Source organism: Leucobacter fengyongliangi (genome assembly GCF_050971685.1).
Classification (GTDB): Bacteria; Actinomycetota; Actinomycetes; order Actinomycetales; family Microbacteriaceae; genus Leucobacter.
In genome coordinates, this window is sequence record NZ_JBPCEU010000011.1 from 77,766 (window position 1) to 104,764 (window position 26,999).

20 protein-coding genes are annotated in these 26,999 nt (G+C 61.3%); 17 read left to right on the forward strand and 3 right to left on the reverse strand.

Going from position 1 to position 26,999, the window contains the following annotated elements; translation table 11 throughout:
• Nucleotides 1–400: 400 nt before the first annotated feature.
• The 14 genes from ileS (at nt 401) to ACR0R4_RS09640 (ending at nt 18,849) form a co-directional block, all read left to right on the forward strand.
• Entirely contained in the window at nt 401–3,796 is a 3,396-nt protein-coding gene (ileS, locus tag ACR0R4_RS09575) for an isoleucine--tRNA ligase (RefSeq protein ID WP_433647133.1), read from the forward strand.
• Nucleotides 3,793–5,142 (forward strand): bifunctional folylpolyglutamate synthase/dihydrofolate synthase, encoded by a 1,350-nt coding sequence (locus tag ACR0R4_RS09580; RefSeq protein ID WP_433647134.1) that lies wholly within the window; start codon nt 3,793–3,795, stop codon nt 5,140–5,142. Before ileS ends, ACR0R4_RS09580 begins: the two co-directional genes overlap by 4 nt.
• Nucleotides 5,139–5,615, forward strand: a complete 477-nt coding sequence (locus ACR0R4_RS09585) for a DUF4233 domain-containing protein (protein ID WP_433647135.1) — start codon at nt 5,139–5,141, stop codon at nt 5,613–5,615. Before ACR0R4_RS09580 ends, ACR0R4_RS09585 begins: the two co-directional genes overlap by 4 nt.
• 90 nt (nt 5,616–5,705) lie before the next feature.
• Nucleotides 5,706–6,122 (forward strand): nucleoside-diphosphate kinase, encoded by a 417-nt coding sequence (gene ndk / locus ACR0R4_RS09590; RefSeq protein ID WP_433647136.1) that lies wholly within the window; start codon nt 5,706–5,708, stop codon nt 6,120–6,122.
• A gap of 121 nt (nt 6,123–6,243) precedes the next feature.
• A complete protein-coding gene (gene uvrB, locus ACR0R4_RS09595) occupies nt 6,244–8,337 on the forward strand; it encodes an excinuclease ABC subunit UvrB (RefSeq protein WP_433647137.1) in 2,094 nt (697 codons plus the stop codon).
• Nucleotides 8,338–8,391: 54 nt separating this feature from the next.
• Nucleotides 8,392–11,349, forward strand: coding sequence for an excinuclease ABC subunit UvrA (gene uvrA / locus ACR0R4_RS09600; protein ID WP_433647138.1), 2,958 nt, complete (start codon nt 8,392–8,394; stop codon nt 11,347–11,349).
• Between the two features lies 1 nt (nt 11,350).
• Nucleotides 11,351–13,309 carry an excinuclease ABC subunit UvrC gene (gene uvrC / locus ACR0R4_RS09605; RefSeq protein ID WP_433647140.1) on the forward strand — a complete coding sequence of 653 codons (1,959 nt, stop codon included), beginning with the start codon at nt 11,351–11,353 and terminating at the stop codon, nt 13,307–13,309.
• Nucleotides 13,306–14,181: an RNase adapter RapZ gene (rapZ, locus tag ACR0R4_RS09610; RefSeq protein WP_433647142.1), complete on the forward strand. Its 876-nt coding sequence runs from the start codon at nt 13,306–13,308 to the stop codon at nt 14,179–14,181. The genes uvrC and rapZ overlap by 4 nt, the downstream gene beginning before the upstream one ends.
• 69 nt (nt 14,182–14,250) lie before the next feature.
• On the forward strand, nt 14,251–15,231 hold the full coding sequence (whiA, locus tag ACR0R4_RS09615) for a DNA-binding protein WhiA (protein ID WP_433647144.1): 981 nt from the start codon (nt 14,251–14,253) through the stop codon (nt 15,229–15,231).
• A 147-nt stretch (nt 15,232–15,378) separates the two neighbouring features.
• The gene (locus tag ACR0R4_RS09620) at nt 15,379–16,002 is read left to right on the forward strand and encodes a superoxide dismutase (protein WP_433647145.1); all 624 of its coding nucleotides are present in this window, start codon (nt 15,379–15,381) and stop codon (nt 16,000–16,002) included.
• Between the two features lie 112 nt (nt 16,003–16,114).
• A complete protein-coding gene (locus tag ACR0R4_RS09625) occupies nt 16,115–17,323 on the forward strand; it encodes a phosphoglycerate kinase (RefSeq protein ID WP_433647207.1) in 1,209 nt (402 codons plus the stop codon).
• Entirely contained in the window at nt 17,320–18,117 is a 798-nt protein-coding gene (gene tpiA, locus ACR0R4_RS09630) for a triose-phosphate isomerase (protein ID WP_433647147.1), read from the forward strand. The genes ACR0R4_RS09625 and tpiA overlap by 4 nt, the downstream gene beginning before the upstream one ends.
• A 75-nt stretch (nt 18,118–18,192) precedes the next feature.
• On the forward strand, nt 18,193–18,441 hold the full coding sequence (secG, locus tag ACR0R4_RS09635) for a preprotein translocase subunit SecG (protein WP_433647149.1): 249 nt from the start codon (nt 18,193–18,195) through the stop codon (nt 18,439–18,441).
• A 45-nt stretch (nt 18,442–18,486) separates the two neighbouring features.
• Complete coding sequence (locus ACR0R4_RS09640) at nt 18,487–18,849, forward strand: RNA polymerase-binding protein RbpA (RefSeq protein WP_433647150.1); 363 nt, start codon at nt 18,487–18,489, stop codon at nt 18,847–18,849.
• 60 nt (nt 18,850–18,909) lie between these two features.
• Here the strand turns inward: ACR0R4_RS09640 and ACR0R4_RS09645 are convergent, their stop codons facing one another.
• From ACR0R4_RS09645 to tkt, 3 genes are read right to left on the reverse strand one after another with little or no spacing between them, the layout of a single operon-like run.
• Entirely contained in the window at nt 18,910–20,478 is a 1,569-nt protein-coding gene (locus tag ACR0R4_RS09645) for a phosphoglucose isomerase-related protein (RefSeq protein ID WP_433647152.1), read from the reverse strand.
• Nucleotides 20,475–21,581, reverse strand: a complete 1,107-nt coding sequence (gene tal / locus ACR0R4_RS09650) for a transaldolase (protein ID WP_433647154.1) — start codon at nt 21,579–21,581, stop codon at nt 20,475–20,477. Before tal ends, ACR0R4_RS09645 begins: the two co-directional genes overlap by 4 nt.
• 29 nt (nt 21,582–21,610) lie before the next feature.
• A complete protein-coding gene (gene tkt / locus ACR0R4_RS09655) occupies nt 21,611–23,719 on the reverse strand; it encodes a transketolase (protein ID WP_433647156.1) in 2,109 nt (702 codons plus the stop codon).
• 68 nt (nt 23,720–23,787) lie between these two features.
• Here tkt and ACR0R4_RS09660 point away from each other — a divergent pair, with 68 nt between their 5' ends.
• From ACR0R4_RS09660 to ACR0R4_RS09670, 3 genes are all read left to right on the forward strand, one after another.
• The gene (locus ACR0R4_RS09660; RefSeq protein ID WP_433647158.1) at nt 23,788–24,720 is read left to right on the forward strand and encodes a heme o synthase; all 933 of its coding nucleotides are present in this window, start codon (nt 23,788–23,790) and stop codon (nt 24,718–24,720) included.
• Between the two features lie 221 nt (nt 24,721–24,941).
• The gene (locus ACR0R4_RS09665) at nt 24,942–25,298 is read left to right on the forward strand and encodes a DUF485 domain-containing protein (RefSeq protein ID WP_433647160.1); all 357 of its coding nucleotides are present in this window, start codon (nt 24,942–24,944) and stop codon (nt 25,296–25,298) included.
• A complete protein-coding gene (locus ACR0R4_RS09670; protein ID WP_433647162.1) occupies nt 25,295–26,908 on the forward strand; it encodes a monocarboxylic acid transporter in 1,614 nt (537 codons plus the stop codon). Before ACR0R4_RS09665 ends, ACR0R4_RS09670 begins: the two co-directional genes overlap by 4 nt.
• Nucleotides 26,909–26,999: the final 91 nt, after the last annotated feature.

Here is a 26,999-nt window from a genome sequence, read left to right on the forward strand (position 1 = left end):
GGTGCCTGAAAGGGGGTCGAATCAAGCTTACCTCTCGACGTGCTCGCGATCGGGCCAAAGCCCTCGACGCACAGACCGTTGATTCAGGTTCGCACCGGGTAGTATTAAGGCAAATGCGAGGATCCGGCTATCACCGGGGAGTCTTCGGAAGAACGGCACCCCCGGGTGCCTAGTAGAACCGAACGGGTGGCCCGTTACAGCCGAATGAAGTGGTCGAGTTCAGCGCTGGAATAAGAGCGCGGATCGCGACAAGCAGGGTGGTACCGCGGGATTGCGAAGCTTTCGGGCTGGCAGCCTCGTCCCGGCAGTTTTTCCACGATTCACCCCCCTCGCATCACATAACGTGGCGCGAGGAGTGGAGAGTGGGCAACCGCACGATGAGAGCCGCAGCGAGGAACCCATGCCCTACCCCCAGCAGTCGACCGACGCACACAGTGCGAGCACCGAAAACGGCCCGAAGCATGCCGCAAAGATGACAGGCTCCGCGTTCGGCGTGAAGCCCTCCCCGTCGTTTCCCGAAATTGAAGAACGGGTGTTGGCCTTCTGGCAGGCGGACGACACGTTTCGTGAGTCGATTAGGCAGAGAGCGCACGCGTCGGAGTGGGTATTCAATGACGGTCCGCCGTTCGCAAACGGCCTGCCGCACTACGGTCACCTCCTGACCGGGTATGCGAAGGATGTGTTTCCGCGATTCCAGACCATGCGGGGCCAGAAAGTCGAGCGCCGGTTTGGGTGGGACACTCACGGGTTGCCCGCCGAGCTTGAGGTAATGAAGCAATTGGGCATCACCGAGAAGAGCGAGATCGAGGCGATGGGCATCGCTGCGTTCAATGCCAAGGCGCGCGAGTCGGTGCTCTTCTATACGAAGGAGTGGGAAGAGTACGTCACCCGTCAAGCGCGCTGGGTCGACTTTGAGAATGACTACAAGACACTGAATCTCGACTTCATGGAGAGCGTGCTCTGGGCGTTCAAGCAGTTGTATGACAAGGGGCTGGCCTATGAGGGTCATCGCGTTCTGCCGTACTGCTGGCGTGACGAGACCCCGCTCTCGAACCACGAGTTGCGCATGGACGATGACGTGTACCAGATGCGTCAAGATCCGTCAGTGACGGTGAGTTTTCCGCTGGTTGGCGAGCGGGCGGCGGCACTGGGGCTCGATGGGGTACGTGCGCTGGCCTGGACCACGACACCCTGGACATTGCCGACCAACGTGGCACTCGCGGTCGGCCCCGAGATTGCCTATGCGGTGGTGCCCGAGGGGCCTCTCGGTGCTGCAGATGGGGGGAGTGCGGCATCGGCCACCTACATGCTCGCAGCCGACCTCGTCGGAGCACACGCAAAGGAGCTCGGATACGAGTCGGCAGATGAGGCACGTGGCGCATCGCTGCGCACCATACTCGGCAGTGACCTCGCCGATGTTTCGTATGCGCGAGTGTTTGACTACTTCGCAGACGCGGAGGTGTGGAACACCGAGCAATGCTGGCGTATCCTGGTCGATGGTTACGTCACGACGACTGACGGCACGGGCATTGTGCACCAGTCGCCAGCCTATGGCGAGGATGACATGCGCATCGCCTCGGCTGCTGGCTTGCCGACGATCGTCAGTTTGGACGACGGAGGCCGCTTCATCTCGGCAGTTTCCGATGTCGCCGGGGAGTTGTGGTTTGACGCAAACCGACCCCTCATCCGCCTGATCCGCGAGCAGGGCCGTCTGATCCGTGAGGCGAGCTACGAGCACTCGTACCCTCACTGCTGGCGCTGTCGAAACCCCTTGATCTACAAGGCCGTCTCGAGTTGGTTCGTTCGCGTCACGGAACTCAAAGAGCGCATGCTTGAGGTCAACGAAGAGATCAACTGGGTGCCCGCGAATGTCAAGCACGGGCAGTTCGGGAAGTGGCTTGAGGGCGCGAGGGACTGGTCAGTGAGCCGCAACCGCTACTGGGGCAGCCCGATCCCGGTGTGGAAGAGCGACAATCCCGACTACCCACGAATCGACGTCTACGGTTCGCTCGCCGAAATCGAGGCCGACTTCGGCCGCCTCCCGCTTGGCGCAGAGGGTGAAGTGGATCTGCACCGACCCTACATCGACGAACTGACCCGCCCGAACCCCGACGATCCCACGGGGCAGTCCACGATGCGGCGCATCGAGGACGTGTTCGATGTGTGGTTCGATTCGGGCTCGATGCCCTTTGCGCAGGCACACTACCCATTTGAGAATCAGGACTGGTTCGACACACACCAGCCCGCCGACTTCATCGTCGAATACATCGGGCAGACTCGCGGGTGGTTCTACGTCATGCACGTGCTGGCCACCGCGCTGTTTGACCGGCCGGCGTTCACGAACGTCATCAGCCACGGCATTGTGCTTGGCTCCGACGGCAACAAAATGTCGAAGAGTCTGCAGAACTACCCCGATGTCAACGAGGTGTTCGAACGTGACGGGTCGGATGCGATGAGATGGTTCCTCATGGCATCGCCAGTCGTCCGTGGGGGCAACCTGATCGTGACGGAAGAGGGGATCCGGGAGGGGGTGCGACAATTCATCCTGCCGCTCTGGAGCACCTGGTATTTCTTCAGTCTGTATGCCAACGCCGACGGGCTCGAGGGGCGGTGGCGCACGGACTCACGCGATCCACTGGATCGGTATATCTTGGCGAAAACCGGTGCGCTCGTGCGAGATGTTGGCGCGCACCTTGAGGCGCTTGACACCACATCTGCGGCTGAATCGCTGAGGGATTTTGCCGAGGTGCTCACCAACTGGTACGTGCGTCGCTCGCGGGATCGGTTCTGGGCCGGAACCAGTGGAGAGAACGGGGACGAGGTCAACCGTCAGGCGTTCGACACTCTCTTCACCGTGCTGGAAACAGTGACGCGAGTCGCGGCCCCGATGATGCCGCTGGTCGCCGAGGAGATGTGGCGCGGACTCACCGGGGGCCGCTCCGTGCACCTGACCGACTGGCCGAAGGCGGACGCGTTTCCGGCAGACGAAGAGTTGGTCGGCGCGATGGACGAGATCCGACAGATCACCTCGCAGGCGCTGTCGCTTCGAAAGTCTCGTCGCCTTCGCGTGCGATTGCCTCTGAAGAAGCTGACGGTAGTGACCGCGCGGAAAAAGGCGCTCAAGCCATTCGCTGAGATTCTGCGAGAGGAACTCAACGTCAAGAGGGTCAAGTTGAAGCGACTGAAAGACGACAGCGCTGAGGAGCATGGCATTGTGCAGCAGCTCACTGTCAACGCGCGGGCCGCCGGACCTCGCATCGGGAAGAGCGTGCAGCAAGCGATCGCCGGAGCCAAGAGTGGGAACTGGAGTGAGTCTGACGGTGTCGTGACCGCCGGAGGGGTAGCGCTGCAGCCTGGCGAGTACGAGCTGACCAACTCGGTGGGTGACGGATCGCACGATCGAGATGTGCTGGGGCTCCTGCCAGGCGGAGGCTTCGTGCTGCTACGCACGGAGACCACTCCCGAACTGGAGGCGGAGGGCATCGCTCGAGATGCGATCCGCGCGGTGCAAGAGGCTCGAAAGAATGCCGGACTCGAGGTGAGCGATCGGATCGTGCTCGCGCTGAACGCTGCCCCCGAATACGCCGCGGCCCTACAACTCCACGGCGGCCTCATCGCTGCCGAGACTCTGGCTGTCGGCTTCGCGGTGCAACCCACGGAAGAGATGGAAGAGCTGGCGGCTGCGCCCGACCGGATTATCGACAACGTCGTGTTTGTCAGCAGCGCTGCGGCCTTGGGCGCGGAAAAGGCCCCGCTGATCATTACCGTTGACGCATCAGAAACGAGTGCAGAATGAGTCTGAACCCAGGTGCCGCGAGTGTCTACGAGGCATTGTTGGAACGGGTAGGCGAGGCGACCCCCCGCCCCCGAATCGAGCCGGCCCGGCGCCTCGCAGAACTCGCAGGCTCACCGCAATTGTCTTTTCCGGTCATCCAGATCGCGGGTACGAACGGAAAGACCTCGACGAGTCGGGCGATCGAGTCTCTGCTGCGCGCGCACGGCCTCCGGACGGGGCTGTTCACGAGCCCCCACCTCGTGGATTTCACCGAGCGCTTTCAGATCGATGGCGAGCCGATTCGTGACGAAGCACTCGCGTCTGCCTGGGCCGACCTCCAGCTCCCACTTGCAGTGGTAGATCGTGAGCTCACCGACGCGGGTCAGGGTCCCATTACCTTCTTCGAGGCTCTTGCAGTGCTCGCGTTCCTGGCCTTTGCGGATGCCCCAGTCGAGGTCGCGGTTGTTGAGGTTGGAATGGGCGGGGAGTGGGATGCCACCAATATCGTAGACGCGCAGGTCGCGGTGTTCACTCCGATCGATCTCGATCACACCTCGATTCTCGGCCACACGATCGCGGAGATCGCACACACGAAGTCGGGAATCATCAAGCAGGGCACGCTCGTCGTCTCGGCGCGCCAGCATGAAGATGCAGCGGGTGAACTCCGGTTGACAGCCGATGAGCGAGACGCAAAGTTGCTGATTGCCGGACTGGATTTCGACCTTGTCGAAGACCGGCTTGCTGTCGGCGGTCGGCATATTGACGTGCGCGGGATCACCGGGCACCTGTACCAATCGACATTCGTTCCGCTCTATGGGAGCCACCAGGCTGAGAACGTCGCGGTCGCGGTCGCCGCAGTCGAAGGCTTCTTCGGCGGGGAACGGCCGATACCAGAGTCGGTCTTCGAGGAGGGGCTTGCGCAGCTTACCTCGCCCGGGCGCCTGCAACTCATCGGCACCGATCCCATTGTCTATGTCGATGCAGCACACAATCCACACGGGGCTGAGGCGTTGGCACGCGCCGTCACCGAGTCGTTCGCGTTCACCGAACTCGCACTCGTGGTCGGTGTCATGGGAGAGAAGGATGCCACGGGAGTCTTGGCGGCACTGGCGCCTATTGCCGATGCCGTATACCTGACCCCGGTTGATTCCGAACGAACAGCGACCGCCGATGAACTCGCCGCACTCGGTACCCACACGCTGGGCGAGCTCCCGGTCAGCGTGACCGAGTCGCTTCCCGAGGCACTTGACGTGGCACGTGGCTGGGCAAGCAGGGGCGAGGGCCGGGCGGTTCTAGTCGTCGGTTCGGTATTGCTCGCTGGCGAGGCAATCGCCTTCGCTCGTTCCGAGGGGTGGGCCGTCGCATGAGTGCCGGATCGCCCTCGTCGCGCGACTCAGAAGAACCAGAACTGACGCTCTCGCCGTCAGAGAGTTTCGCCCACGACGCGGCAATGCGAGTCTCCGGTGCCACTTCTGGCTCCGATGGTGGTGCGCGCACCCAACGTGCACTCGCCTCGATCGTGCTCGGGTTTGAGCTCATCGTCGTCTTCCTCATCGGCATGACAGTGTTTGGCCTCGGCATCACCGAGCCGCGCGAGCTCGGCATCTATGGCGGCATCGGACTCTGCGTGGTGATTATTGTTGCCCTTGCGACGATGCGCAGGGGCAAGATCGGAATCTGGATCGGGTGGGCAGTGCATGTGTTGATGCTGCTCAGTGCACTCGTACTGCCCATGGCGTTAATCGTCGGGATCATTTTTTCTGCCCTGTGGGTCTACTGCATGGTGAAAGGCGCGCGGATCGATCGAGATCGCGCGGCCTGGCTTGCCGAGCAACAGTAGGTACGACGTGCCCTCTTCGATCGAAGGGACTACACTCGACGAGGGCGAAGCCCGACCGGTAGGTGAATGATGCGAAGCACAGGAGAGAACATGTCAGCAGAAGAGACCCTCATCTTGGTGAAGCCCGACGGCGTGGCACGCGGATTGACCGGCGAAATTCTGCGTCGCGTTGAATCCAAGGGATACCGCCTCGTCGACATTCGACTCGTGACCGCTGACCGGTCCCTGCTCGCGGAGCACTATGCCGAGCACGAGGGAAAGCCATTTTTCGAGCCGTTGCTGGAATTCATGTCCTCCGGTCCGATCGTGGCGATTCGCGCCGAAGGTAATCGCGTAATCGAGGGCTTCCGCGCTCTCGCGGGAGCCACCGACCCGACAGTTGCCCTGCCCGGCACCATTCGCGGTGATCTTGGGCGCGATTGGGGCTTGAAGGTACAGCAGAACCTCGTACACGGTTCAGACTCGACCCTCTCGGCCGAGCGGGAACTGAAGCTCTGGTTCAGCTGAAACTGGCGAACGCAGCTTGCGGGCCATCGACCCCAGTCGAACCGCGCTGATCTCCACGCGTGCCTGCCGGGCTTTTGGTATCGGTAACAACTTTGTCAGGGGTGCGGAGTAGCCTCGAAGCATGGAACCGACGCGCAGCGTGCGACCCTTTGAGGTCGTCAGTGACTACGAGCCGAGCGGCGATCAGCCACAGGCGATCGAAGAGCTCACCAAGCGAATCAACGCTGGCGAGACTGAGGTGGTCTTGCTGGGTGCAACCGGCACGGGAAAGTCTGCAACAACAGCATGGCTCATCGAGGCAGTGCAACGACCCACGCTGATTCTTGCGCACAACAAAACTCTGGCGGCTCAGCTCGCGAACGAATTCCGCGAGCTCATGCCCAACAATTCGGTGGAGTACTTCGTCTCCTACTACGACTACTACCAACCTGAGGCCTATGTGCCGCAGACCGACACCTTCATCGAGAAGGATTCCTCGGTTAACGCGGAGGTTGAACGACTGCGACACTCGACGACGAACGCACTGCTCAGTCGGCGCGATGTGGTCGTAATTTCGACGGTGTCCTGCATCTATGGCCTCGGCAAACCAGAGGAATACTACGAGGCCATGGTGCCGCTCGTCGTCGGCGATCGGCTTGACCGAGATGTGCTGCTGCGTCGCTTCGTTGACATGCAGTATCAGCGCAACGATATTGAGTTCGTACGGGGCAACTTCAGGGTGCGTGGCGACACGGTTGAGATCATCCCGATGTATGAGGAATTGGCGATTCGTATCGAATTTTTTGGTGACGAGGTCGAAGCGCTGTACTACCTCCACCCGCTGACCGGGGAGGTCATCAAGCAGGTCGATACGGTGTCGGTCTTTCCAGGGTCGCACTATGTGGCGAGCCGTGAGGTCATGAACCGTGCCATGGGCACGATCTCGGAAGAACTTGAGGTTCGTACTCGCGAGTTGAAGCAACAGAACAAACTCGTTGAGGAGCAACGGCTGCGGATGCGCACCACGTTTGACCTCGAAATGATGGAGCAGATTGGTTTCTGTTCGGGCATTGAGAACTACTCGCGGCACATCGACGGCCGCCAGCCAGGTGAGGCACCGCACTGCCTGCTCGATTATTTCCCTGACGATTTCCTGATGGTCATTGATGAGTCACACGTCACAGTTCCGCAGATTGGGGCGATGTATGAGGGTGATGCTTCGCGCAAACGAACCCTGGTGGATCACGGGTTTCGTCTCCCGAGCGCGCTCGACAACCGGCCACTGAAATTTAGCGAATTCAAGGATCGAGTGGGGCAGACGGTCTACCTCTCGGCGACGCCTGCGGCCTATGAACTGGATCGTGCGGACGGAGTTGTCGAACAAATCATCCGGCCGACCGGCCTGATCGATCCGGAGATCATCGTGAAGCCCAGTGAGGGGCAAATCGACGATCTCCTCGAGGAGGTTCGGATCCGGGCGGAGCGCGATGAGCGAGTGCTCGTGACGACGCTCACCAAGAAGATGGCGGAACAACTCACCACGTTCATGGAGGAAGCGGGAGTGAGAGTTCGATACCTGCACAGCGATGTCGACACGCTGCGCCGTGTCGAGCTCCTCACCGAACTCCGCGCTGGAGTCTACGACGTTCTCGTCGGAATCAACCTACTCCGCGAGGGACTCGATCTTCCCGAGGTGTCACTCGTGTCGATTCTCGATGCCGACAAGGAGGGATTCCTTCGCTCGAGCACATCGTTGATTCAGACGATTGGACGCGCGGCGCGTAATGTGTCCGGCCAGGTTCACATGTACGCCGACAGAGTCACCAGGTCGATGCAGCACGCCATCGACGAGACGAATCGGCGACGCGAAAAACAGATCGCATACAACACACTGCACGGTGTCGATCCGCAGCCGTTGCGCAAGAAGATCGGTGACATCACGGAACTCCTGAATCGGGAGGCGGCCGATACCGAGGCGGTGCTCGCATCTCGCGTCTCGCAACACGCGCAGAAAAAGGGCGGGGTATCTTCTCGCGTCAAGGGGCGAACCTCTTCGCGGCCGGGTGCCATCGCTGGCGAAGGTGCGGCGCAACTCGAGGGGTTGGTTTCGGATCTCACCGAGCAGATGCTCGCGGCGGCGGCAGAACTCAAGTTCGAACTCGCGGCCAGGCTGCGCGATGAAGTTGCCGAGGTGAAGAAGGAGTTGCGGAGCATGGATGCCGCGGGGCACCGCTAACCACAAATCGCACATATGTTCGAATCTCAGATGTGGCGGCGGTAAGATGGGGGAGTGACTGTGACCCCCGCCCAGGCCCCAATTCCCTCGCCCGAAACCCACGCGCACATCAGCGTGAAGGGTGCAAGGGTACACAACCTGAGAGATGTCGACCTCACGATTCCGAGAGATTCGCTCGTGGTGTTTACCGGGCTCTCGGGCTCGGGCAAGTCAAGCATGGCCTTCGATACCATTTTCGCGGAGGGTCAGCGGCGGTACGTCGAGAGCCTTTCCGCGTATGCTCGGCAGTTTCTCGGGCAGGTCGACAGGCCTGACGTTGACTTTATCGAGGGACTCAGCCCGGCGGTGAGTATCGATCAGAAGTCGACCAACCGCAATCCGCGATCCACTGTCGGCACGATCACCGAGATCTATGACTACATGCGGTTGTTGTGGGCTCGCATCGGGATTCCTCACTGTGCCGAGTGCGGCGAGCCGATTCGCGCTCAGACAGTGCAACAGATCGCTGACACGCTGATGGAACTTCCTGACCGGACGCGATACCAGGTGCTTGCACCCGTCGTGAGCCAGAAGAAAGGCGAGTTCGTCGACCTGTTTCACGAGCTCGCGGCAACTGGGTATTCACGCGCTATCGTCGACGGTGCAGTGGTGCAGTTGTCAGACCCCCCGAAGTTGAAGAAGCAGGTCAAGCACGACATTGCGGTGGTGGTGGATCGCCTCGTTGCGAGCCCGGATGGACTGGGGCGGCTCACCGATTCCCTGGAGACGGCTCTGAAGCTCGCAAGCGGCCTCGTGACCATCGACTTCGTCGATCTTGACGAAGGAGCCAAGGATCGGCGCCAGACATTCTCCGAGAACCTCAGCTGCCCGAATCGACATCCAGTGTCTCTCACCGAGATCGAGCCACGCACATTCTCGTTCAATGCACCCTTCGGTGCGTGCCCGGTCTGCTCGGGGCTTGGTACCAGCATGTCGGTCGATGAAGAACTCGTGCTGGGTGATGAGTCGCTCAGCATCGCGGAAGGCGTGATTGTTCCCTGGACAAGTCAGGGAAAAAGTCTCTACAACTACTACGAAAAACTCCTCAGAGGGCTCTCACAAGATCTTGGCTTCGATCTCAAGACTCCGTGGCAGGACCTACCCGCGGACGTGCGTGAAGCGGTACTGCGCGGCAACGATTTCACGGTCAATGTGAAGTGGAAGAATCGTTTCGGCCGTGAGGTCAAGTACACCTCGGGGTTCGAAGGCGTGATCCCCTTCATCGAGCGTCAGTACGCGGAGGCCGAAAGTGACGGTCGGCGCGAAAGGTGGTCGGAATTCTTGCGGGAGGTGCCGTGCCACGCCTGCAACGGTCAGCGTCTGAAACCCGAGGTGCTCGCGGTGACCGTCAACGGCGAGTCAATCGCAGCGGTGGGAGAGTTTAGCCTCAATTCCGCACAGCGTTTCTTCAACGAGGTCGTGCTCACGGAGCGCGAGGCCAAGATCGCCGCGCAGGTGCTTCGAGAGATTCGATTGCGCTTCAACTTCCTCATTGAGGTCGGGCTCGGGTATCTTACGCTCGCGCGATCCGCGGGAACCCTGTCCGGCGGCGAGGCACAGCGCATCCGTCTCGCCACGCAGATCGGCTCGGGGCTCACTGGTGTGCTGTATGTTCTCGACGAGCCAAGTATTGGTTTACATCAACGTGACAACCGCAGGCTCATCGAGACACTGATCAAGCTGCGAGATCTCGGCAACACGCTGATCGTCGTTGAACACGACGAGGAGACTATCGAGGCGGCCGACTGGGTGGTCGATATTGGCCCCGGGGCCGGCGTCGAGGGGGGCACCGTCGTACACTCGGGCGATTACGCATCCCTACTCGACAACACCGACTCGATTACGGCCGACTATCTCGTGGGCCGCCGAGCTATCGAGACTCCTCAGAAGCGTAGGAAGCCCGAGAAGGGAAGGGAGCTCAAGGTGATCGGAGCTCGCTCGAACAACCTGAAGGGTGTCGATGCGACGTTCCCGCTGGGCATCATGACCGCGGTGACCGGCGTGAGTGGATCAGGAAAGTCCACGCTTGTGAACGACATCCTGTACCGGGTGCTCGCCTCGCAACTCAACGGGGCGCGAACGGTTCCCGGTAAGCACACGCGTATCACCGGAATCGAGCATCTCGACAAGGTGGTGCACGTCGATCAGGCACCGATTGGCCGCACCCCCCGCTCGAATCCCGCAACCTACACGGGGGTGTTCGACAAGATCCGCAATCTGTTTGCCGATACTCCCGAGGCAAAGACCCGCGGGTACCTCACCGGCCGATTCAGCTTCAACGTCAAGGGCGGAAGGTGTGAGGCCTGCTCGGGTGACGGCACGCTGAAGATCGAGATGAACTTCCTGCCCGATGTGTACGTGGCCTGCGAGGTGTGTGGGGGTAAACGGTACAACCGGGAAACCCTGCAGGTGCGCTACAAGGGCAAGAACATCAGTGAGGTGCTCGAGATGCCGATCGCAGAAGCGTCTGAGTTCTTTGAGCCTATTTCGAGCATTCATCGGTATCTCAAGACCCTCGTCGATGTCGGGCTGGGGTACGTGCGCCTGGGGCAGGCAGCGACCACCCTTTCCGGAGGTGAGGCTCAACGAGTAAAACTGGCCACCGAACTCCAAAAACGTTCAAATGGCCGAACCATTTACGTACTGGATGAACCGACCACCGGCCTGCACTTTGAAGACGTGCGGAAGCTGCTGCTCGTGCTCAATGGCCTGGTTGACAAGGGCAACACCGTCATCACCATTGAGCACAATCTCGATGTCATTCGGAGCGCGGACTGGGTGATTGACTTGGGCCCCGAAGGCGGCTCGGGCGGCGGAAGCATCTTGGCGACGGGTACCCCCGAACAGATTGCGAAGGCACCCGGCAGCCATACGGGCGAGTTCCTGGCCGAGGTGCTGACGGGACGTGGGGACAAGTCTTCTGAGGCAGGAAGGTCGCGCACGGCGGCGGCGAAGGCCCGGATACAGGTCTAGAGTGACGGAGATTGTGGATCGCCGAGCGGATTTTCGCCCGGCAAACGGCGAGATCCCTACCACCCCTGGGGTCTACCGATTCAGTGATCGACACGGGCGTGTGCTGTATATCGGCAAGGCGAAGAACCTGCGGGCCAGGCTCGCCAACTACTTCCAGCCGCTGCATTCGATTCAACCCCGCACGCGAAGAATGCTCGCCTTGGCTGCGCGACTGGACTGGACGGTCGTCGCGACCGATACCGAGTCCTTGGTGCTCGAGCACACCTGGATCACTGAGTTCAAGCCTCCGTTCAACGTCCAGTTTCGAGACGACAAGACTTACCCTTATCTCGCCGTCACCCTGCGCGACGAGGCACCTCGGCTACTCATCACGCGCAACGAAAAGATCAGGGGCGCGCGCTACTTTGGGCCCTATCCCAAGGTGTGGGCTCTCAAAGAGACCACGGCGTTGCTGCACCAGGCGTTTCCCATCCGCACCTGTAACGAGGCGGATTACCGGCGCGCGATGCAGTCGGGAAAGCCATGTCTCGCGGGTCAGATCGGCCGGTGTCACGGCCCGTGCTCTGGGCTCATCAGCATCGAGGAACATCGCACCCGCGTGGGTGATCTCGTCACGTTTCTCGCGGGAGGCGACACCTCCCACCTGCGACGACTGCGAAGCGAGATGCGCGATGCCGCCGCGGATCAACGATATGAGGATGCCGCGAGACTGCGAGATCAGGCCGCGGCCGTCGAACACGTGTTGGAGCGAAACTCGGTATCGCTCAGCCACGACGTGGATGCCGATGTGTTTGGGTTTCGCGCAGACGAACTTTCTGCCGCGGCTCACCAGTTCATCGTGCGTGGCGGCCGCATCCGTGGCGAACGTAGCTGGATTGTTGACGTTGAGCTCGACGATTCCCCGGGAACGCTGCTCGAGCAGGTCATCCAATCCGCCTACGAGGGGGAGCGTGAACCCCCACCGCAAATTTTGGTCCCCCTCCTCCCCGAAGGTGTCGAGGCACTCGAGGAGGCACTTCGTTCCAGGCGGCCCCGAGCTGGACGCGTGCGCGTGCAGGTGCCGGAACGCGGCGATAAGGCGCAGCTGATGGATCGCGCGACCCTGAACGCGGGGGAGAACCTGGTGCGCCACAAGCTGAAGCGTTCTGCCGATATCACGGCAAGAACCGACGCTCTCGCTGAGTTGCAGCGCTCCCTCGAGATGCAGGAGCCGCCTCTGCGCATCGAATGCATCGATGTCTCGCACCTGCAGGGCACTGGAGTGGTGGCCTCCCTGGTTGTGTTTGAGGATGGCCTGCCCGCGAAGGGTGCCTATCGGAAGTATCGAGTCGAGCAGACCCGAGACGACACCGATTCCATCTACCAGGTGGTTTCTCGACGTGCCGCCCAACTCAACGCTGCCGCAGAGTCTGATCAGCTGCCCTCGGGCAGGTACCGGGAGCGGCCGCAGCTGCTGATCGTCGACGGCGGGCAGCCCCAGGTCGCGGCCGCACACCGTGCGCTGAAAGAGGCGAACATTGCTGACATCGCCCTCGTCGGTGTCGCCAAGCGGCTTGAGGAACTGTGGCTGCCCGATGATCCTTTCCCGGTCATTCTGCCGAGAACCAGTGAGGGACTATTCCTCGTGCAACGCGTGCGAGACGAAGCGCACCGCTTTGCGATCACGTTCCAACGTCAGCGGCGCAGCACGGCGATTGCGAGTACGCTCGCGGAGATCCCGGGGCTGGGCCCGAAACGAGTGCAGGCGCTCCTCCGACACTTTGGTTCGGTTGCGAGGCTGAAGGCCGCCTCGGTCGCTGAAATTGGTAGCGCCCCGGGCGTGGGGCCGCAACTGGCTGAGCAGATCCACCGCCACATGCATGGCTCGGCTTCTGAAGCTGCAGCGGTCAGCGCAAGCGGAAGTGCGGCTAAGCTAGAGGTTGCATCCGAGCAGCGGCAAACCGAGGAGATCGAACGGTGAACGAGCAGTCAGCGGATCAGGAAATCCTGATCGTCACCGGCATGTCGGGGGCTGGGCGAAGCACCGTTGCGAACGCGCTGGAAGACCTGGGCTGGTACGTGGTCGATAACCTTCCTCTGCCCATGCTGAAGCCGCTCGCCGACATGGCGGATCGCTCCGGCGGAGCATTGCCGCGCATCGTGGCCGTGGTTGACGTGCGCGGACGGGACTTGTTCGCTGATGTCCAGGAGACGGTAGCCAACCTTCGTGAAAACGCGAAAGTACGCGTCGTGTTTCTCGATGCCACCGACGAGGTCCTGGTGCGGCGCTATGAGTCTGTGCGTCGCCCGCACCCGCTGCAGGCGGAGGGCAGTCTCCTCGACGGTATTCGTCTCGAACGCGAACGACTGCAGGAGTTGCGCGCCTCAAGCGACGTCGTCATTGACACCTCACGCTACAACGTGCACGATCTCTCAACCGCCACTCGCGAACTCTTCTCCGACGACGACACCCCTGGTTTGCAGCTCTCTGTGCAGAGCTTCGGTTTCAAATACGGCACCCCGACCGACGTCGATCTCATGGCAGACATGCGGTTTCTGCCGAACCCGTTCTGGGAGACCGAATTGCGCCCGCTCACCGGAGTTGATGCGGATGTCAAGGAGTACGTGCTCAGCCGCGAGGGTGCGGCAGAATTTCTTGAGCATTATGTGGCAGCATTGCAGCCAGTACTCGCGGGTTATCAGCGCGAGAACAAACGTCACGTCTCACTTGCAGTAGGCTGCACGGGCGGCAAACACCGCTCTGTAGCAATGGCGCGTGAACTTGCCGATCGCCTTGCCGCGCTTCCCGGCGTGAGCGTCAGCCTGCGCCACCGAGATCTCGGGCGCGAGTAAGTACCGCCTGACGGCCGTCCGCCGTCAGCTGCAGAATTCTTTCTACACTCTTCTTTGAGAGGATCCAGAGTGCCTTCAACCCCCGATGTCAAGAACGAGCTCGTTCGCGTGCCTGCACAGCAGACCGGCGAGCGGATCGCGGAACTCGCGACCGTGCTCAGACTCGCAGGGGGCCTGCACACCATCTCTGGCCGAATTGCGTTGGAGGCCGAGTTGCACACCCCGGCAATCGTGCAGCGGGTACGAAAGGATCTCGCTGAGATTTACGGGGTGCGTTCCGATGCCAAACAATTGCCTGCAGCAAGCACGCGTCCGGGTGCTCCGCAATTCGTGGTTCGGGTGCTGGATGGTGAGACGCTCGCTCGCCAGCTCGGATTGCTCGACCAGCGTCGCCGACCCATCCGCGGGCTGCCGAATCGACTCACAACAGGCTCGCCCGGTGAGCTTTCCGCAATGTGGCGTGGTGCCTTTCTGGCCCGTGGATCTGTCACACCTCCGGGCCGTTCAGCGAGCCTCGAGATTATCTGCCCGACCAACGAAACAGCCATGGCGCTGGTCGGTGCTGCAGGCAGAATCGGAGTCGCCACGAAGAACCGGGAGATTCGCGGGCAGCATAAGGTGCTGATTCGAGATGGCGAAGCAATCGGAGAGATGCTGGGTGCCATGGGGGCCGTCGAGTCTCAGGCCGATTGGGAAGATCTCCGCAAAGCGAGGGAAACCCGAAATACGGCTAATCGACTCGTCAACTTTGATGACGCGAACCTTCGCCGCAGTGCGCAGGCATCGGTGGCGGCGTGCGCGAGAGTCGAACGGGCCCTGGAGATCCTGGGCGATGATATTCCGGATCACCTGAAGTATGCGGGCGCCTTACGTATGGCGCACCGTGATGCAAGTCTGGACGAGCTCGGAAACCGCGCAGATCCGCCGCTCACCAAGGACGCGATTGCGGGTCGAATCCGTCGACTGCTTGCGATGGCAGACAAAGAAGCCGAGGTTCGCGGGATACCCGGGACTGATGCGAATCTGCCGGACGAACTCGATCGCCTGTAGTCGATTCACGGTGAAAAGATTCACAGACTGATCCCTGTGGACTCACCGTTCGCTGTGGGCGAGAACCGGGCAATTCCCCCGGCGATTGAACCCAGCCCGGGCATAGACTAGCCGGAGGACTTCGACTCGATTCTGGAGGAACGCCACATGACTGCATACACACTCCCCGAACTTCCCTACGACTATGCCGCACTCGAGCCGCACATCAGTGGCAAGATCATGCAGCTGCACCATGACAAGCATCACCAGGCATACGTGACCGGCGCGAACACCGCGCTGCAGCAGCTCGCTGAGGCTCGCGATGCCGACAATCTCGCAGCGGTGAACAAGCTCGAGAAAGACCTCGCATTTAACGTCGGTGGCCACGTCAACCACACCATTTTCTGGAACAACCTCTCGCCAGAGGGTGGCGAGCGCCCCGAGGGCGAACTGGCCGCAGCAATTGACGAGTACTTTGGCTCGTTCGAGAAGTTCCAAGCTCACTTCACTGCGACCGCCATGGGTGTACAGGGCTCAGGTTGGTCCGTCTTGGCCTGGGACGCGCTGGGTCAGCGTGCCAACATCGTGCAGCTGTTCGATCAGCAGGGCAACCTGCCCGCCGGCACCATCCCCCTCCTCATGCTTGACGTGTGGGAGCACGCGTACTACCTCGACTACCTGAATGTGCGTGCGGACTACGTGAAGGCATTCTGGAACATCGCCAACTGGCAGGACGTCGCGAAGCGCTTTGAGGCTGCCCGCAGCCAGAGCGCAGGCCTGATCCAGCTGTAACCGTCGGGCGGGCTGACCCTCCTGGGTTGGCCCGCTTTCTGCGTTTGCACAGTTCACCGCCAGGGCCACGCGTGAGCGCAAGAGTTCGGGCACGATCCATCACCAGAGGAGCATTCCCATGCGCACACTCGAGACCCTCGGCTCGCTTCGCTCACAGACGGTCATCGTTCGCTGCGATCTGAACGTCCCACTCTCGGACGGAGTCATCACCGACGACGGTCGGGTACGTGCCTCCCTGTCGACGATTCGCGAGCTCCGATCCGCTGGTGCCCGAGTGGTACTCGTGAGTCACCTGGGTCGACCGGCTGGCGTTCCCGAAGCGAAATTCTCGCTGCGCCCTGTCGCGCTTCGCATGTCGGAGTTGCTCGAAGTACCGGTCGCGTTCGTGGGCGAGACGGTCGGACCTGAGGCCACTTCGGCCCGGTCGGCGCTCGCTGATGGGGACGTACTGCTGCTTGAGAACCTCCGCTTCAATGCGGGCGAAACAAGCAAAGTTGCCGCCGAGCGAGAGGCCTTTGCGGCCGCTCTGGCTGAGGGCGCGAGTGCCTTTGTCTCCGACGGTTTCGGCGTGGTTCACCGCCGACAGGCGAGCGTGACGGAACTGGCAGAAATGCTTCCGAGTGCTGCGGGACGGCTGGTTATGACAGAACTCGAGGTACTCAAGCGCCTGACGGTTGATCCGGAGCGTCCCTATGCGGTGGTCTTAGGCGGCTCGAAAGTTTCCGACAAGTTGGGCGTGATCGCGCATCTGTTGGATCGTGTGGATACCCTGCTGATTGGCGGGGGAATGCTCTTTACCTTTTTGGCTGCTCAGGGGCACGCGGTCGGATCCAGCCTGCTTGAAGAAGACCAGCTCGAGACCGTGCGTGGCTACCTGGCTGAAGCGGAACGACGTGGTGTGCGCATCGTGTTGCCCACCGACGTTGTCGTTGCCGAGGAGTTCGCGCCTGATGCCGCCCACGAGACCGTCGCTGCCGACGCGATCGAGTCGAGCAGCTTCGGTTCGGCTGGAATCGGACTGGATATCGGGCCGGAATCCGCTGCCGCATTTGCCCGAATCATTGCAGAATCGAAAACGGTGTTCTGGAACGGGCCGATGGGTGTGTTTGAGATGCCAGCTTTCGCCGAAGGAACACGCACGGTGGCGCGTGCGCTCACCGAAACGTCAGGATTCACCGTTGTGGGTGGAGGTGACTCCGCGGCAGCCGTGCGAGCCTTGGGTTTTGCAGACAGCGATTTCGGTCATATCTCTACGGGTGGGGGAGCGAGTCTCGAATATCTCGAGGGGAAGAGCCTTCCCGGGCTGGAGGTGCTCGCATGAGCGCGGCCACCACTCGGGTTCCCCTGATCGCAGGGAACTGGAAGATGAATCTCGATCATCTGCAGGCGATTGCCCTCGTACAGAAGCTTTCGTGGAGTCTGAAAGATATCAAGCATGATTTCGGCTCCGTCGAGGTTGCCGTATTTCCGCCGTTTACCGATCTCCGTTCCGTGCAGACTCTTGTTGCCGCGGATAAGCTCGCGTTGCGCCTCGGAGCTCAGGATGTTTCACCGAACGCGGCCGGCGCCTACACGGGTGATGTCGCTGCCTCATTCCTGAAGAAGCTTGAGGTCGAGTATGTTCTCGTGGGTCATTCTGAACGACGCCTCGGCCACGGAGAAGGTGGCGACCTCGTCGCGCGCAAAGCACAAGCGGTGCATGCTGCGGGGATGATCCCCGTGATCTGCGTCGGAGAGACTGCTGACGATCTCGTCGAACACGGGGCGGCATCCGTGCCGTTACAGCAGCTCTCAGAAGCGCTCACTGAATTACCGTCGGGGGCAGAGTTCGTGGTCGCGTACGAGCCCGTGTGGGCGATCGGAAGTGGCGAGGCCGCGAGCCCCGAGCAGGCCGAAGAAGTGTGCAGCGCCCTGCGCGCCAACATCGCCGGGTTGCGCGATGAGGGCATTGCAGACCGGACTCGGATCCTGTACGGAGGCTCCGTTACGAGCCTCAATATCGCAGCCTTCCTTCGGCAGCCGAATATCGATGGGGCACTGGTGGGAGGTGCAAGCCTCGATGCCACAGAGTTTTCTCGCATCGTTCAGTTCAAGAAGCACGTTACTGGTGCGTAGGCCGACGGCTTCTCACTACAGACCCGGTATACTGAACGCTGGCCCACTCCACCCGAAACCAGTGAAAGGCATTCTGTGCTCATTCTGAAGATCGCATTGATCGTCATCTTGGTGATCACGAGCCTGCTGCTCACTCTGTTCATCCTGCTGCACAAGGGTCGCGGCGGCGGCCTCTCTGACATGTTCGGTGGCGGAGTCACTTCCGGGCTGGGTTCCTCTGGCGTGGCCGAGCGCAATCTCAATCGCATCACGGTTGCCGTCTCGCTGGTATGGTTCGCCACAATCATCGGGCTCGGCCTGATCGCACGTTTTTCGGTGGTCTAACACCCGCCACATGGTTCCGGGCGAAAGCCCACAGAAAGGTTGAGTGTGTCTGGTAGCAGCGCAATTCGCGGCGCCCGCGTCGGGTCAGGCCCGATGGGCGAAAAGGATCACGGCTCGCGTGCTGAGCGGGTCACAGTTTCATATTGGGATGCTTTGGGTAACGAAACGGTGCGGCACTTCGCGGCAGACGTTTCCGAGGAAGAGATCCCGGATCAGATTGACTCGCCGCACAGTGGTCTTCCCGCTGGCCGCGATCAGCAGAACCCGCCCGAGATCTCAAAGAACGAGCCGTACAAGACGCATCTCGCATATGTGAAAGAGCGTCGCACGCCGGAAGAGGCCGAGGAACTTCTCGAGCAGGCGCTGCAGAAGCTTCGCGAGCGCCGGGGTTCCATCCCGGTCTCCTAACAACCCGGTCCCCGTCTCAAGAAATGCGACGGCGCGAACTTCGTCGAAGCCCTCTCAGCGTCAGCGCGAGAGGGCTTCGACCATTTCTGCGACGCTTGTGCGGAGAGACAAGGTCGTCATCGTCAGCACCGTTCGCCCGTGCGCGCGAAGAACTTCCTGGTCGCCGCGTGCCTGTGAACGAAGTACCTCACCGAACGAAGCTGGGCTGCCGGGTATCGGCAGGTCGACAACCTCGGCGTCGGCAATCTGCAGAAACGTGCCGAGCTTGGGACCGCCCTTATGGAACTGCCCGGTCGAGTGGAGATAGCGGGGCCCGAATCCCACGGCGACAGGGACCGCAAGGCTTCGCTCCAACTCCGAGCGGAGTGTCTCAAGCATGCGCATCGTCTCCTGATCTCGATCAAGAAACGCCTGAATTACCACATAGCCGTTTATAGGAACAGCTTGACGCAACTCCTCAGTCAGATGAGCGGGGGAGTGCTGCGCTTGCTCTGCGATGGCCGGGCCCTCCGCCTCCGCAAGCGCGCGCCGAGCGGCGATCTTCGCAGACTCAACATCAGGTTGCGAGAAGGGATCGATGTTCATGAGATAACCGAGCAGCGCAGTCGCTACCTCCCACAGGTAGAACTGTGAGCCGAGGTCGCCGGTCACACCGATCTCATCGTTTGTGACGGTGTGTCCGACTGCAACTCCGCTCACCCGCACAATCGTGGTGCACGCCGGTACAGTTTCCGAGACCTCTGGAGCATCCGGCGCCAGACTCATGGGGAGCACGCCCTTCCCCTCCTTCCCGGTGGACTCAGCGACAAGTTGCTCGATCCAGTCTCCGAGCCCCCACCGTGTACTCGGGTTTTCTGCAATCGCCAGCACGTACCGGTCGGGCAGCTGTCCAAACACACGCGCAGCGAGTCGAACCGCGGGATTCTCCGGGTCGTCAGCGGCGAGCATCACGCGCACGGCGGCAGCTTGCTGCATGACGATCCCTATGTCGACTCCCGCCAACACGGTGGGAACGATTCCAAACGCGGTGAGTACCGAGAAACGACCGCCCACGTTTGGGTCTGCGAGGAAGAGTCGATATCCCGCGGACCTGGCGTAGCTTTCTAGGGCGGATCCGGGATCGGTGACGACAACGATGCGCTCGGCCGCGGGGATGCCCAATTCGAGAAATGCCTGTTCGAACGCGGCGAGGTGACTGCGTGTTTCGACAGTCGTGCCTGACTTTGAACTCACGACGACGACGGTGCGTTCGAGATCATTTGCAAGCACTCGTCGCACGGTGCTCGGGTGTGTCGAGTCGAGGAGTGTCAGAGGAACCCCGGCCCAGCGAGCGATGACCTCCGGTCCGAGGCTTGATCCCCCCATCCCGCAGAGAACGACTCGGTCGATACCCTGGGTCTGTAGGGAGTCTCGAAGTTCACTTGCCTCGCGTATCAACTCGGTCGCCTGAGGAAAAGGATCTACCCAGCCCAGTCGAATGGAGGCCTCAGGTTCGGCGGCAGCGCCCCAGAGGGAGGCATCGCCCGCAAACAGTCGACTGCTGACCCGAGCGTCGATGAGATCGCGTATGGCGGCCTGGGCAGAGGGGCTGTCGGTGTCACACTCGACGCTCAGACGGATGTCGCTCATCCCTGATGCCCCAGGCTCGCGCGCACCGAGTCGACGAGCTCGTTCCAGGAGGTTTCGAACTTCGTGAGGCCCTCGGCCTCGAGAAGCTCGGTGACCTCCCGATACTCGATACCGAGGGCATCGATTGAGTTCAATACCTGATCAGCTTCGCGATAACCACCGGTGATTTGGTCACCTTGTTCCTCGCCGTGGTCGGCAAACGCCTGCAGGGTGAGCTCAGGCATCGTGTTCACCACGCCGGGCGCGACGAGCTCCGTCACATACAGGGTGTCGGGCAACGACGGGTCTTTCACACCTGTTGAGGCCCACAGCAAACGCTGCGCGTGTGCCCCCTGAGACAGCAGTAGCTGCGCGCGTTCGCTCGCGAAGGACTGCTCGAAGATCTCGTAGGCGAGACGTGCGTTTGCCACTGCGGCCATCCCGGTGAGTGCCAAAGCCTCATCGGTGCCGATCTCACGGAGTCGTCGATCTACCTCGGTGTCGAGTCGAGACACAAAAAACGAGGCAACTGAGTGGATCTTGCTCAAGTCAAGCCCTGCTGCACGAGCGCGTTCGAGACCCAGCAAGTAGGCATTGATGACCTCCCGGTATCGGGAGATGCTAAAGATGAGGGTGACATTCACGCTGATGCCGGCTGCGATGGTGTCGGTGATCGCGGAGAGGCCTTCGGTGGTACCGGGAATCTTGATCATCGCGTTCGGCCTATCCACACGCATCCAGAGCTCGTGAGCGCGTGCCCTCGTGGCTGCAGCATCTCGCGCCAAAGCGGGTTCCACCTCTATCGAGACTCGGCCGTCACGGCCTTCGGTGTTCTCGAAGATCGTCGCGAATAGATCGCAGGCATCCGCTACGTCGGCGGTGGTGAGCTCAGTCACGGTCTCGTCGGCGCTGAGACCCCGGGCCCCGCAGGCCGCGATCCTTTCGCCATAGCTTGAACCAGAACCAATCGCCTGCGCGAAGATCGTGGGGTTGGTGGTAACACCGACCACATCGTGGGTCTGCATGAGCCCGACGAGGTTGCCGCTCTCGATCCGTTCCCGTGAGAGGTCGTCGAGCCAGATACTCACTCCGGCTTCACTCAACCGAGATGTGCGCGGATTCATATGTTTCTTCCCCTAATGAGGTTGGGTGGTCAACTGGCGAGGGAGTCACGGGCGGCGGTGGCCACTGCCTCCGCAGTGAACCCAAACTCACGGAAAAGCGTCTCGTAGTCGGCCGACGCTCCATAGTGCTCGATGGAAACGGAGCGACCGCGATCGCCGACGTACTCGCGCCAGCCGAGTGCGATTCCCGCCTCCACGCTGACCCGGGCGGTGACCGCTGCCGGCAGAACGCTTTCGCGATATTCGGGTGACTGCTCAGCAAACCACTCGAGGCAGGGAGCAGACACCACGCGGGCACCGATGCTCTCGCTCGCGAGCTGTTCGCGGGCAGCGATGGCGAGCTGCACCTCTGATCCGGTGGCAATGAGAATCACGTCAAGACTGTCGGTGGGGGACTCTGCGAGCACGTAGGCACCCATACGCGCACCCTCGGCGGCGGCGAACGTGTTGCCGCTCGCCGCCCCAGTGCCGCGCGCAAACACGGGTACATTCTGGCGCGTGAGCGCGAGGCCCACGGGGCCTGCCTGACGGCTCAGAGTCTCGTGCCAGACGATCGATACCTCGTTCGCATCCGCCGGTCGTACGATCGCAAGGTTCGGGATCGCGCGCAGGGATGCCAGATGCTCGATGGGCTGATGCGTGGGACCGTCCTCACCCAGGGCGATGCTGTCATGCGTCCAGACGAAGATGCTGGGCACGTTCATCAAGGCAGCGAGTCTCACCGCGGGGCGCATGTAGTCGGCGAATTGCAGGAAGGTACCCCCGTAGCTGCGGGTCTTTCCGTGTAGCTGAATGCCGTTGAGGATCGCGGCCATCGCGTGCTCGCGAATGCCAAAGTGCAGCACGCGCCCGTAGGGATCGCCGCTCCACGAGTTGGTCGAGTGGTGCGCGGGAACGAACGATGCCGCCCCCGAGATGGTGGTGTTATTCGACCCAGCAAGGTCTGCCGAACCACCCCACAGCTCAGGCAGCACGGGGGCGAGAGCGTTGATCACCTTCCCGCTCGCAGCACGCGTCGCCACGCTCGTGCCCGCTTCGAAGCTCGGGAGCGCGGTGAGAGCCTCGTCGGGGAGGTGCCCTGATTCGAGGCGATCAAACAACGTCTTGCGCTCGGGGTGTGCACTGGCCCAGCGATCAAAATCGGCCTGCCAGTGGGCACGGGCGGCAGCGCCACGATCCACCGCGCCGCGGGCATGCGCAAGAACCTCCGGGTCAACCGCAAAGTGCACCTCGGGGTCAAATCCCAAAGCCTCTTTGAGTGCCACGAGCTCTGCTGCGCCCAGAGCGGAGCCGTGGATGCCACCCGTGTTCTGCTTCCCGGGGGACGGCCAACCAATAATGGTCTTCAGGATGATCAGTGACGGACGTGTGGTCTCGGCCTTGGCCGACTCGATCGCCGCGTGGAGTTCACCCAGGTCTTCGACGTACGCTCCGCTCTTCTTCCAGTCGACCTCGATGACCTGCCATCCGTAGGCCTCGTAGCGTTTCGCGACGTCCTCCGAGAAGGAGATGTCGGTGTCGTCCTCAATCGAGATCTGGTTGCTGTCATAGATCGCAATGAGGTTGCCCAGCTCTTGGTGCCCCGCGAGGGATCCCGCTTCGCTCGTGACTCCCTCTTGCAAATCTCCGTCGCCTGCAATGACGTAGGTGAAGTGATCAAAGGGGCTCGTGCCGGGAGCTGCGTCCGGGTCGAAGAGCCCGCGCTCGAAACGCTGGGCGTAGGCAAATCCAACCGCTGATGCAAGCCCCTGGCCGAGCGGGCCGGTCGTGATCTCGACACCCGCAGTGTGACCGTACTCAGGGTGACCCGGGGTCTTCGATCCCCAGGTGCGAAGAGCCTGAATGTCTTCGATCTCGAGTCCGTAGCCACCGAGGTACAGCTGGACGTATTGGGTCAGCGAACTGTGACCCACCGACAGGATGAATCGGTCGCGGCCGACCCAGGTCGGATCGCTCGGGTCGTGACGCATCACCTTCTGATGCAGCAGATACGCCACCGGGGCGAGACTGATCGCAGTGCCCGGATGACCGTTACCCACCCGCTCGACGGCATCTGCCGCCAGCACTCGGGCGGTGTCTACCGCACGGTCGTCCAGCTCATTCCACTGCAGTTGGTGTGCCAATGCCCAGCCTCTCATAAACGATGGGTGCGTGCCGAATTGCACCTGAAGCAAGCCTACAGCGCGGGCCGGTACCATAGAGGGCGATGTCAACGAGAACCGTGAGCACAGGCACCCCGGAAACCAGGCGCACACCTGGAGGATTTTGGCGACGGGTCAAGGCCTACGTCGCTCTCACCAAACCGCGTGTCATGGAGCTCCTGCTCGTGGTCACCGTTCCGGCGATGATACTCGCAGAGCGAGGCCTGCCCAATCTGTGGCTCGTGATCGCGACATTGATTGGCGGTGCGATGAGCGCCGGTTCGGCGGGGTCGTTCAACTGCTACCTCGACCGCGACATGGATCGCAAGATGAACCGCACCAAGAACCGACCGTTGGTTACCGGGGAAATTTCCGACCGAAACGCACTCGTGTTTTCATGGGTGCTCGGTGCCATCTCCGTGGGTTGGTTGTGGATCACCACCAACTGGCTTGCAGCAGTTCTGAGTGCTGCGGCGATCTTCTTTTACGTCGTCGTCTACACACTCTTGCTCAAGCGACACAGTGAGCAGAACATCATTTGGGGCGGTATCGCTGGATGTTTTCCGGTCTTGATTGGCTGGGCCGCGGTTACCGGCTCTCTTGACTGGCCTGCCTGGGTGTTCTTTTTGATCATCTTCCTTTGGACACCGCCTCACTACTGGCCACTCTCGATGAAATACCGCGAAGACTACGCGACCGCAGGTGTGCCGATGTTGGGTGTCGTGCGCGGACGAATCACGGTGGGGTTGCAGATCATTCTCTACACCTGGGCAACAGTGGCCTCAAGCCTGCTGCTCATCCCTGTCGCCCAGATGGGGTGGGTGTACACGATTGCCTCGGTCACAGCTGGAGCGTACTTCATCATTGAGGCACACCGCCTATACGGGAGCGCGATACGGGGCCGAGAAGGAAGGCCGATGCGCGTGTTCCATGGCTCGATTAGTTATCTCTCGATCATCTCTATTGCCATCGCGGTAGATGCGCTGCTCCCGATCTAAGAGGCAGTAGAACTTCAGCAAGGCGGACTCTCCAATCTGGGGAGGTCGCCTTGTTGTGTTTCTTGTCTTGGTTCACCCAGAGTCGCAGGTTCTGATCCTCGCAAATAACTCACCTGACACCAATTCCAAAATATATCTTGACATTGGAGAAATATATTTAGAGACTTCCAGAGTCCGGTTCGCGAATGAGACGGGCTGGCATTTCACGACAAGGAGGTCGTATGAGCAACGAAGCTCAATCATCGATTGATTACGAAGAATTCCGACATACCCCGGAATTCCAGCAGCTGAAACGCCGCTATCGCGGCTTCGTGTTCCCTCTCACGGCCGCCTTCATGGTCTGGTTTCTCGGGTATGTTGCGCTGGCAGCGTTTGCACACGATTTCATGGCAATACCCGTCCCGGGATTTGTCAATCTTGGGATGCTCCTTGGGCTGTTGCAGTTCGTCTCAACGTTTGTGATCACGATGTGGTACGTCCGCTTCGCAAACAAGAAGCTCGATCCACTGACGACCGACCTACGTGCCGAGCTCGAGAGTCGCGATGCCACATCGACCACTGAGGAGGGCCAGCTATGACTTCCTTCTTCATGCAAGAGGGTGGTGCTGAACAGAATCCCGTCCTCAACATCTCAATCTTCCTCGCATTTGTTGCTGTCACTATGGTGATCGTCATTCGCGCCAGCCGCACGAACAAGAGCGCTGCCGACTTTTACGCGGGCGGCCGCTCCTTCACCGGCCGCCAGAACGGCATCGCCATCGCGGGCGACTATCTCTCCGCGGCCTCATTTCTCGGGATTTGTGGCGCCATCGCAATGAATGGGTACGACGGATTTCTGTACTCGATCGGATTCCTCGTGGCGTGGCTCGTGGCCCTGCTCCTCGTAGCCGAGCTCATGCGCAACACCGCGAAGTTCACCATGGCCGACGTGCTCTCGTTCCGTCTCCAGCAACGCCCGGTGCGCATGGCGGCGGCACTCACGACCCTGGCTGTCTCATTCTTCTACCTATTGGCTCAGATGGCAGGGGCCGGTGGCCTGGTCTCGCTCCTGCTCGGCCTCAACGATCAGCTGGGTCAGTCTCTGGTGATCGTCGTCGTGGGCGTGGTGATGATCCTGTACGTGCTGATCGGCGGTATGAAAGGCACGACTTGGGTGCAGATCATCAAGGCGGTTCTCTTGATCTCCGGCGCTGGAGTTATGACTGTGTGGGTGCTCGCACTCAATGGATTCAACTTCGGCGCACTCCTGGATGCTGCAGTGAACAACCCGGAAAACGCAAATGGTGCGGCCATCCTCGTTCCGGGGTTGCAGTATGGTTCGAACCCGTTTGACTTCGTGTCGCTCGCGCTCGCGCTCGTGCTCGGCACGGCGGGCCTGCCACACGTGCTCATGCGCTTCTACACGGTGCCCACAGCAAAGGAAGCCCGTCGATCCGTGGTGTGGGCGATCTGGTTGATCGGTATCTTCTACCTTTTCACGCTCGTGCTTGGCTTTGGCGCGGGCGCAATGGTTGGCCCAGAAACAATTGCTGCGGCACCCGGTGGGCAGAACTCTGCTGCGCCGCTGTTGGCACTCGAACTCGGTGGGCCGTTGCTGTTGGGCTTCATCTCAGCCGTCGCGTTCGCAACGATCCTGGCTGTGGTGGCCGGGCTGACGATCACGGCATCGGCATCGTTCGCCCACGACATCTATGCGAGTGTCATTAAGAAGGGTAAAGCGTCGCCAAAGCAAGAGGTGAAGGTCGCTCGAATCACCACCCTGGTCATTGGTGCGGCCGCGATCCTGGGTGGGATTGGGGTGCAGGGTCAGAACGTCGCGTTCCTCGTTGCGCTCGCGTTTGCTGTCGCTGCGAGTGCGAACCTGCCGACCATTCTCTTTTCATTGTTCTGGAGTAAGTTCACGACTCGCGGTGCCGTCTGGAGCATGATCGGTGGCCTCGTGACCGCAGTCGGTCTGATTGCACTGTCGCCAGTCGTGTCAGGGAATGAGACGGCCATGCTCGGTGCGGGGATCGACTTCGCCATCTTCCCGCTGAAGAACCCCGGTATCGTCTCGATACCTGTGGGCTTCTTCCTCGCGTGGTTGGGCTCGGTCACCGAGCGACGTGCAGAGTCAAGCAAGCTCGCTGCCGAGATGGAGGTGCGCGCGCTCACTGGGTTCGGTGCGGAACCCCCGGTGAAGCACTAACCGGTCGCGGGGGGGGGGGGGGGGGAGGGGGGGGGGGGGGGGGGGGGAGGGGGGGGGGGGGGGGGGGGGAGAGGGGGCGAGGGGTGTCAGC

Bases quoted from the DNA above. Each gene is read 5' to 3' on its own strand.
- tkt (WP_433647156.1), bottom strand. From the start codon at position 23,719: ATGAGAGGCTGGGCATTGGCACACCAACTGCAGTGGAATGAGCTGGAC.
- ACR0R4_RS09645 (WP_433647152.1), bottom strand. From the start codon at position 20,478: ATGAGCGACATCCGTCTGAGCGTCGAGTGTGACACCGACAGCCCCTCT.
- tal (WP_433647154.1), bottom strand. From the start codon at position 21,581: ATGAATCCGCGCACATCTCGGTTGAGTGAAGCCGGAGTGAGTATCTGG.
- ACR0R4_RS09580 (WP_433647134.1), top strand. From the start codon at position 3,793: ATGAGTCTGAACCCAGGTGCCGCGAGTGTCTACGAGGCATTGTTGGAA.
- ACR0R4_RS09585 (WP_433647135.1), top strand. From the start codon at position 5,139: ATGAGTGCCGGATCGCCCTCGTCGCGCGACTCAGAAGAACCAGAACTG.
- ileS (WP_433647133.1), top strand. From the start codon at position 401: ATGCCCTACCCCCAGCAGTCGACCGACGCACACAGTGCGAGCACCGAA.
- tpiA (WP_433647147.1), top strand. From the start codon at position 17,320: ATGAGCGCGGCCACCACTCGGGTTCCCCTGATCGCAGGGAACTGGAAG.
- ACR0R4_RS09660 (WP_433647158.1), top strand. From the start codon at position 23,788: ATGTCAACGAGAACCGTGAGCACAGGCACCCCGGAAACCAGGCGCACA.
- ndk (WP_433647136.1), top strand. From the start codon at position 5,706: ATGTCAGCAGAAGAGACCCTCATCTTGGTGAAGCCCGACGGCGTGGCA.
- ACR0R4_RS09620 (WP_433647145.1), top strand. From the start codon at position 15,379: ATGACTGCATACACACTCCCCGAACTTCCCTACGACTATGCCGCACTC.
- ACR0R4_RS09670 (WP_433647162.1), top strand. From the start codon at position 25,295: ATGACTTCCTTCTTCATGCAAGAGGGTGGTGCTGAACAGAATCCCGTC.
- uvrB (WP_433647137.1), top strand. From the start codon at position 6,244: ATGGAACCGACGCGCAGCGTGCGACCCTTTGAGGTCGTCAGTGACTAC.
- ACR0R4_RS09665 (WP_433647160.1), top strand. From the start codon at position 24,942: ATGAGCAACGAAGCTCAATCATCGATTGATTACGAAGAATTCCGACAT.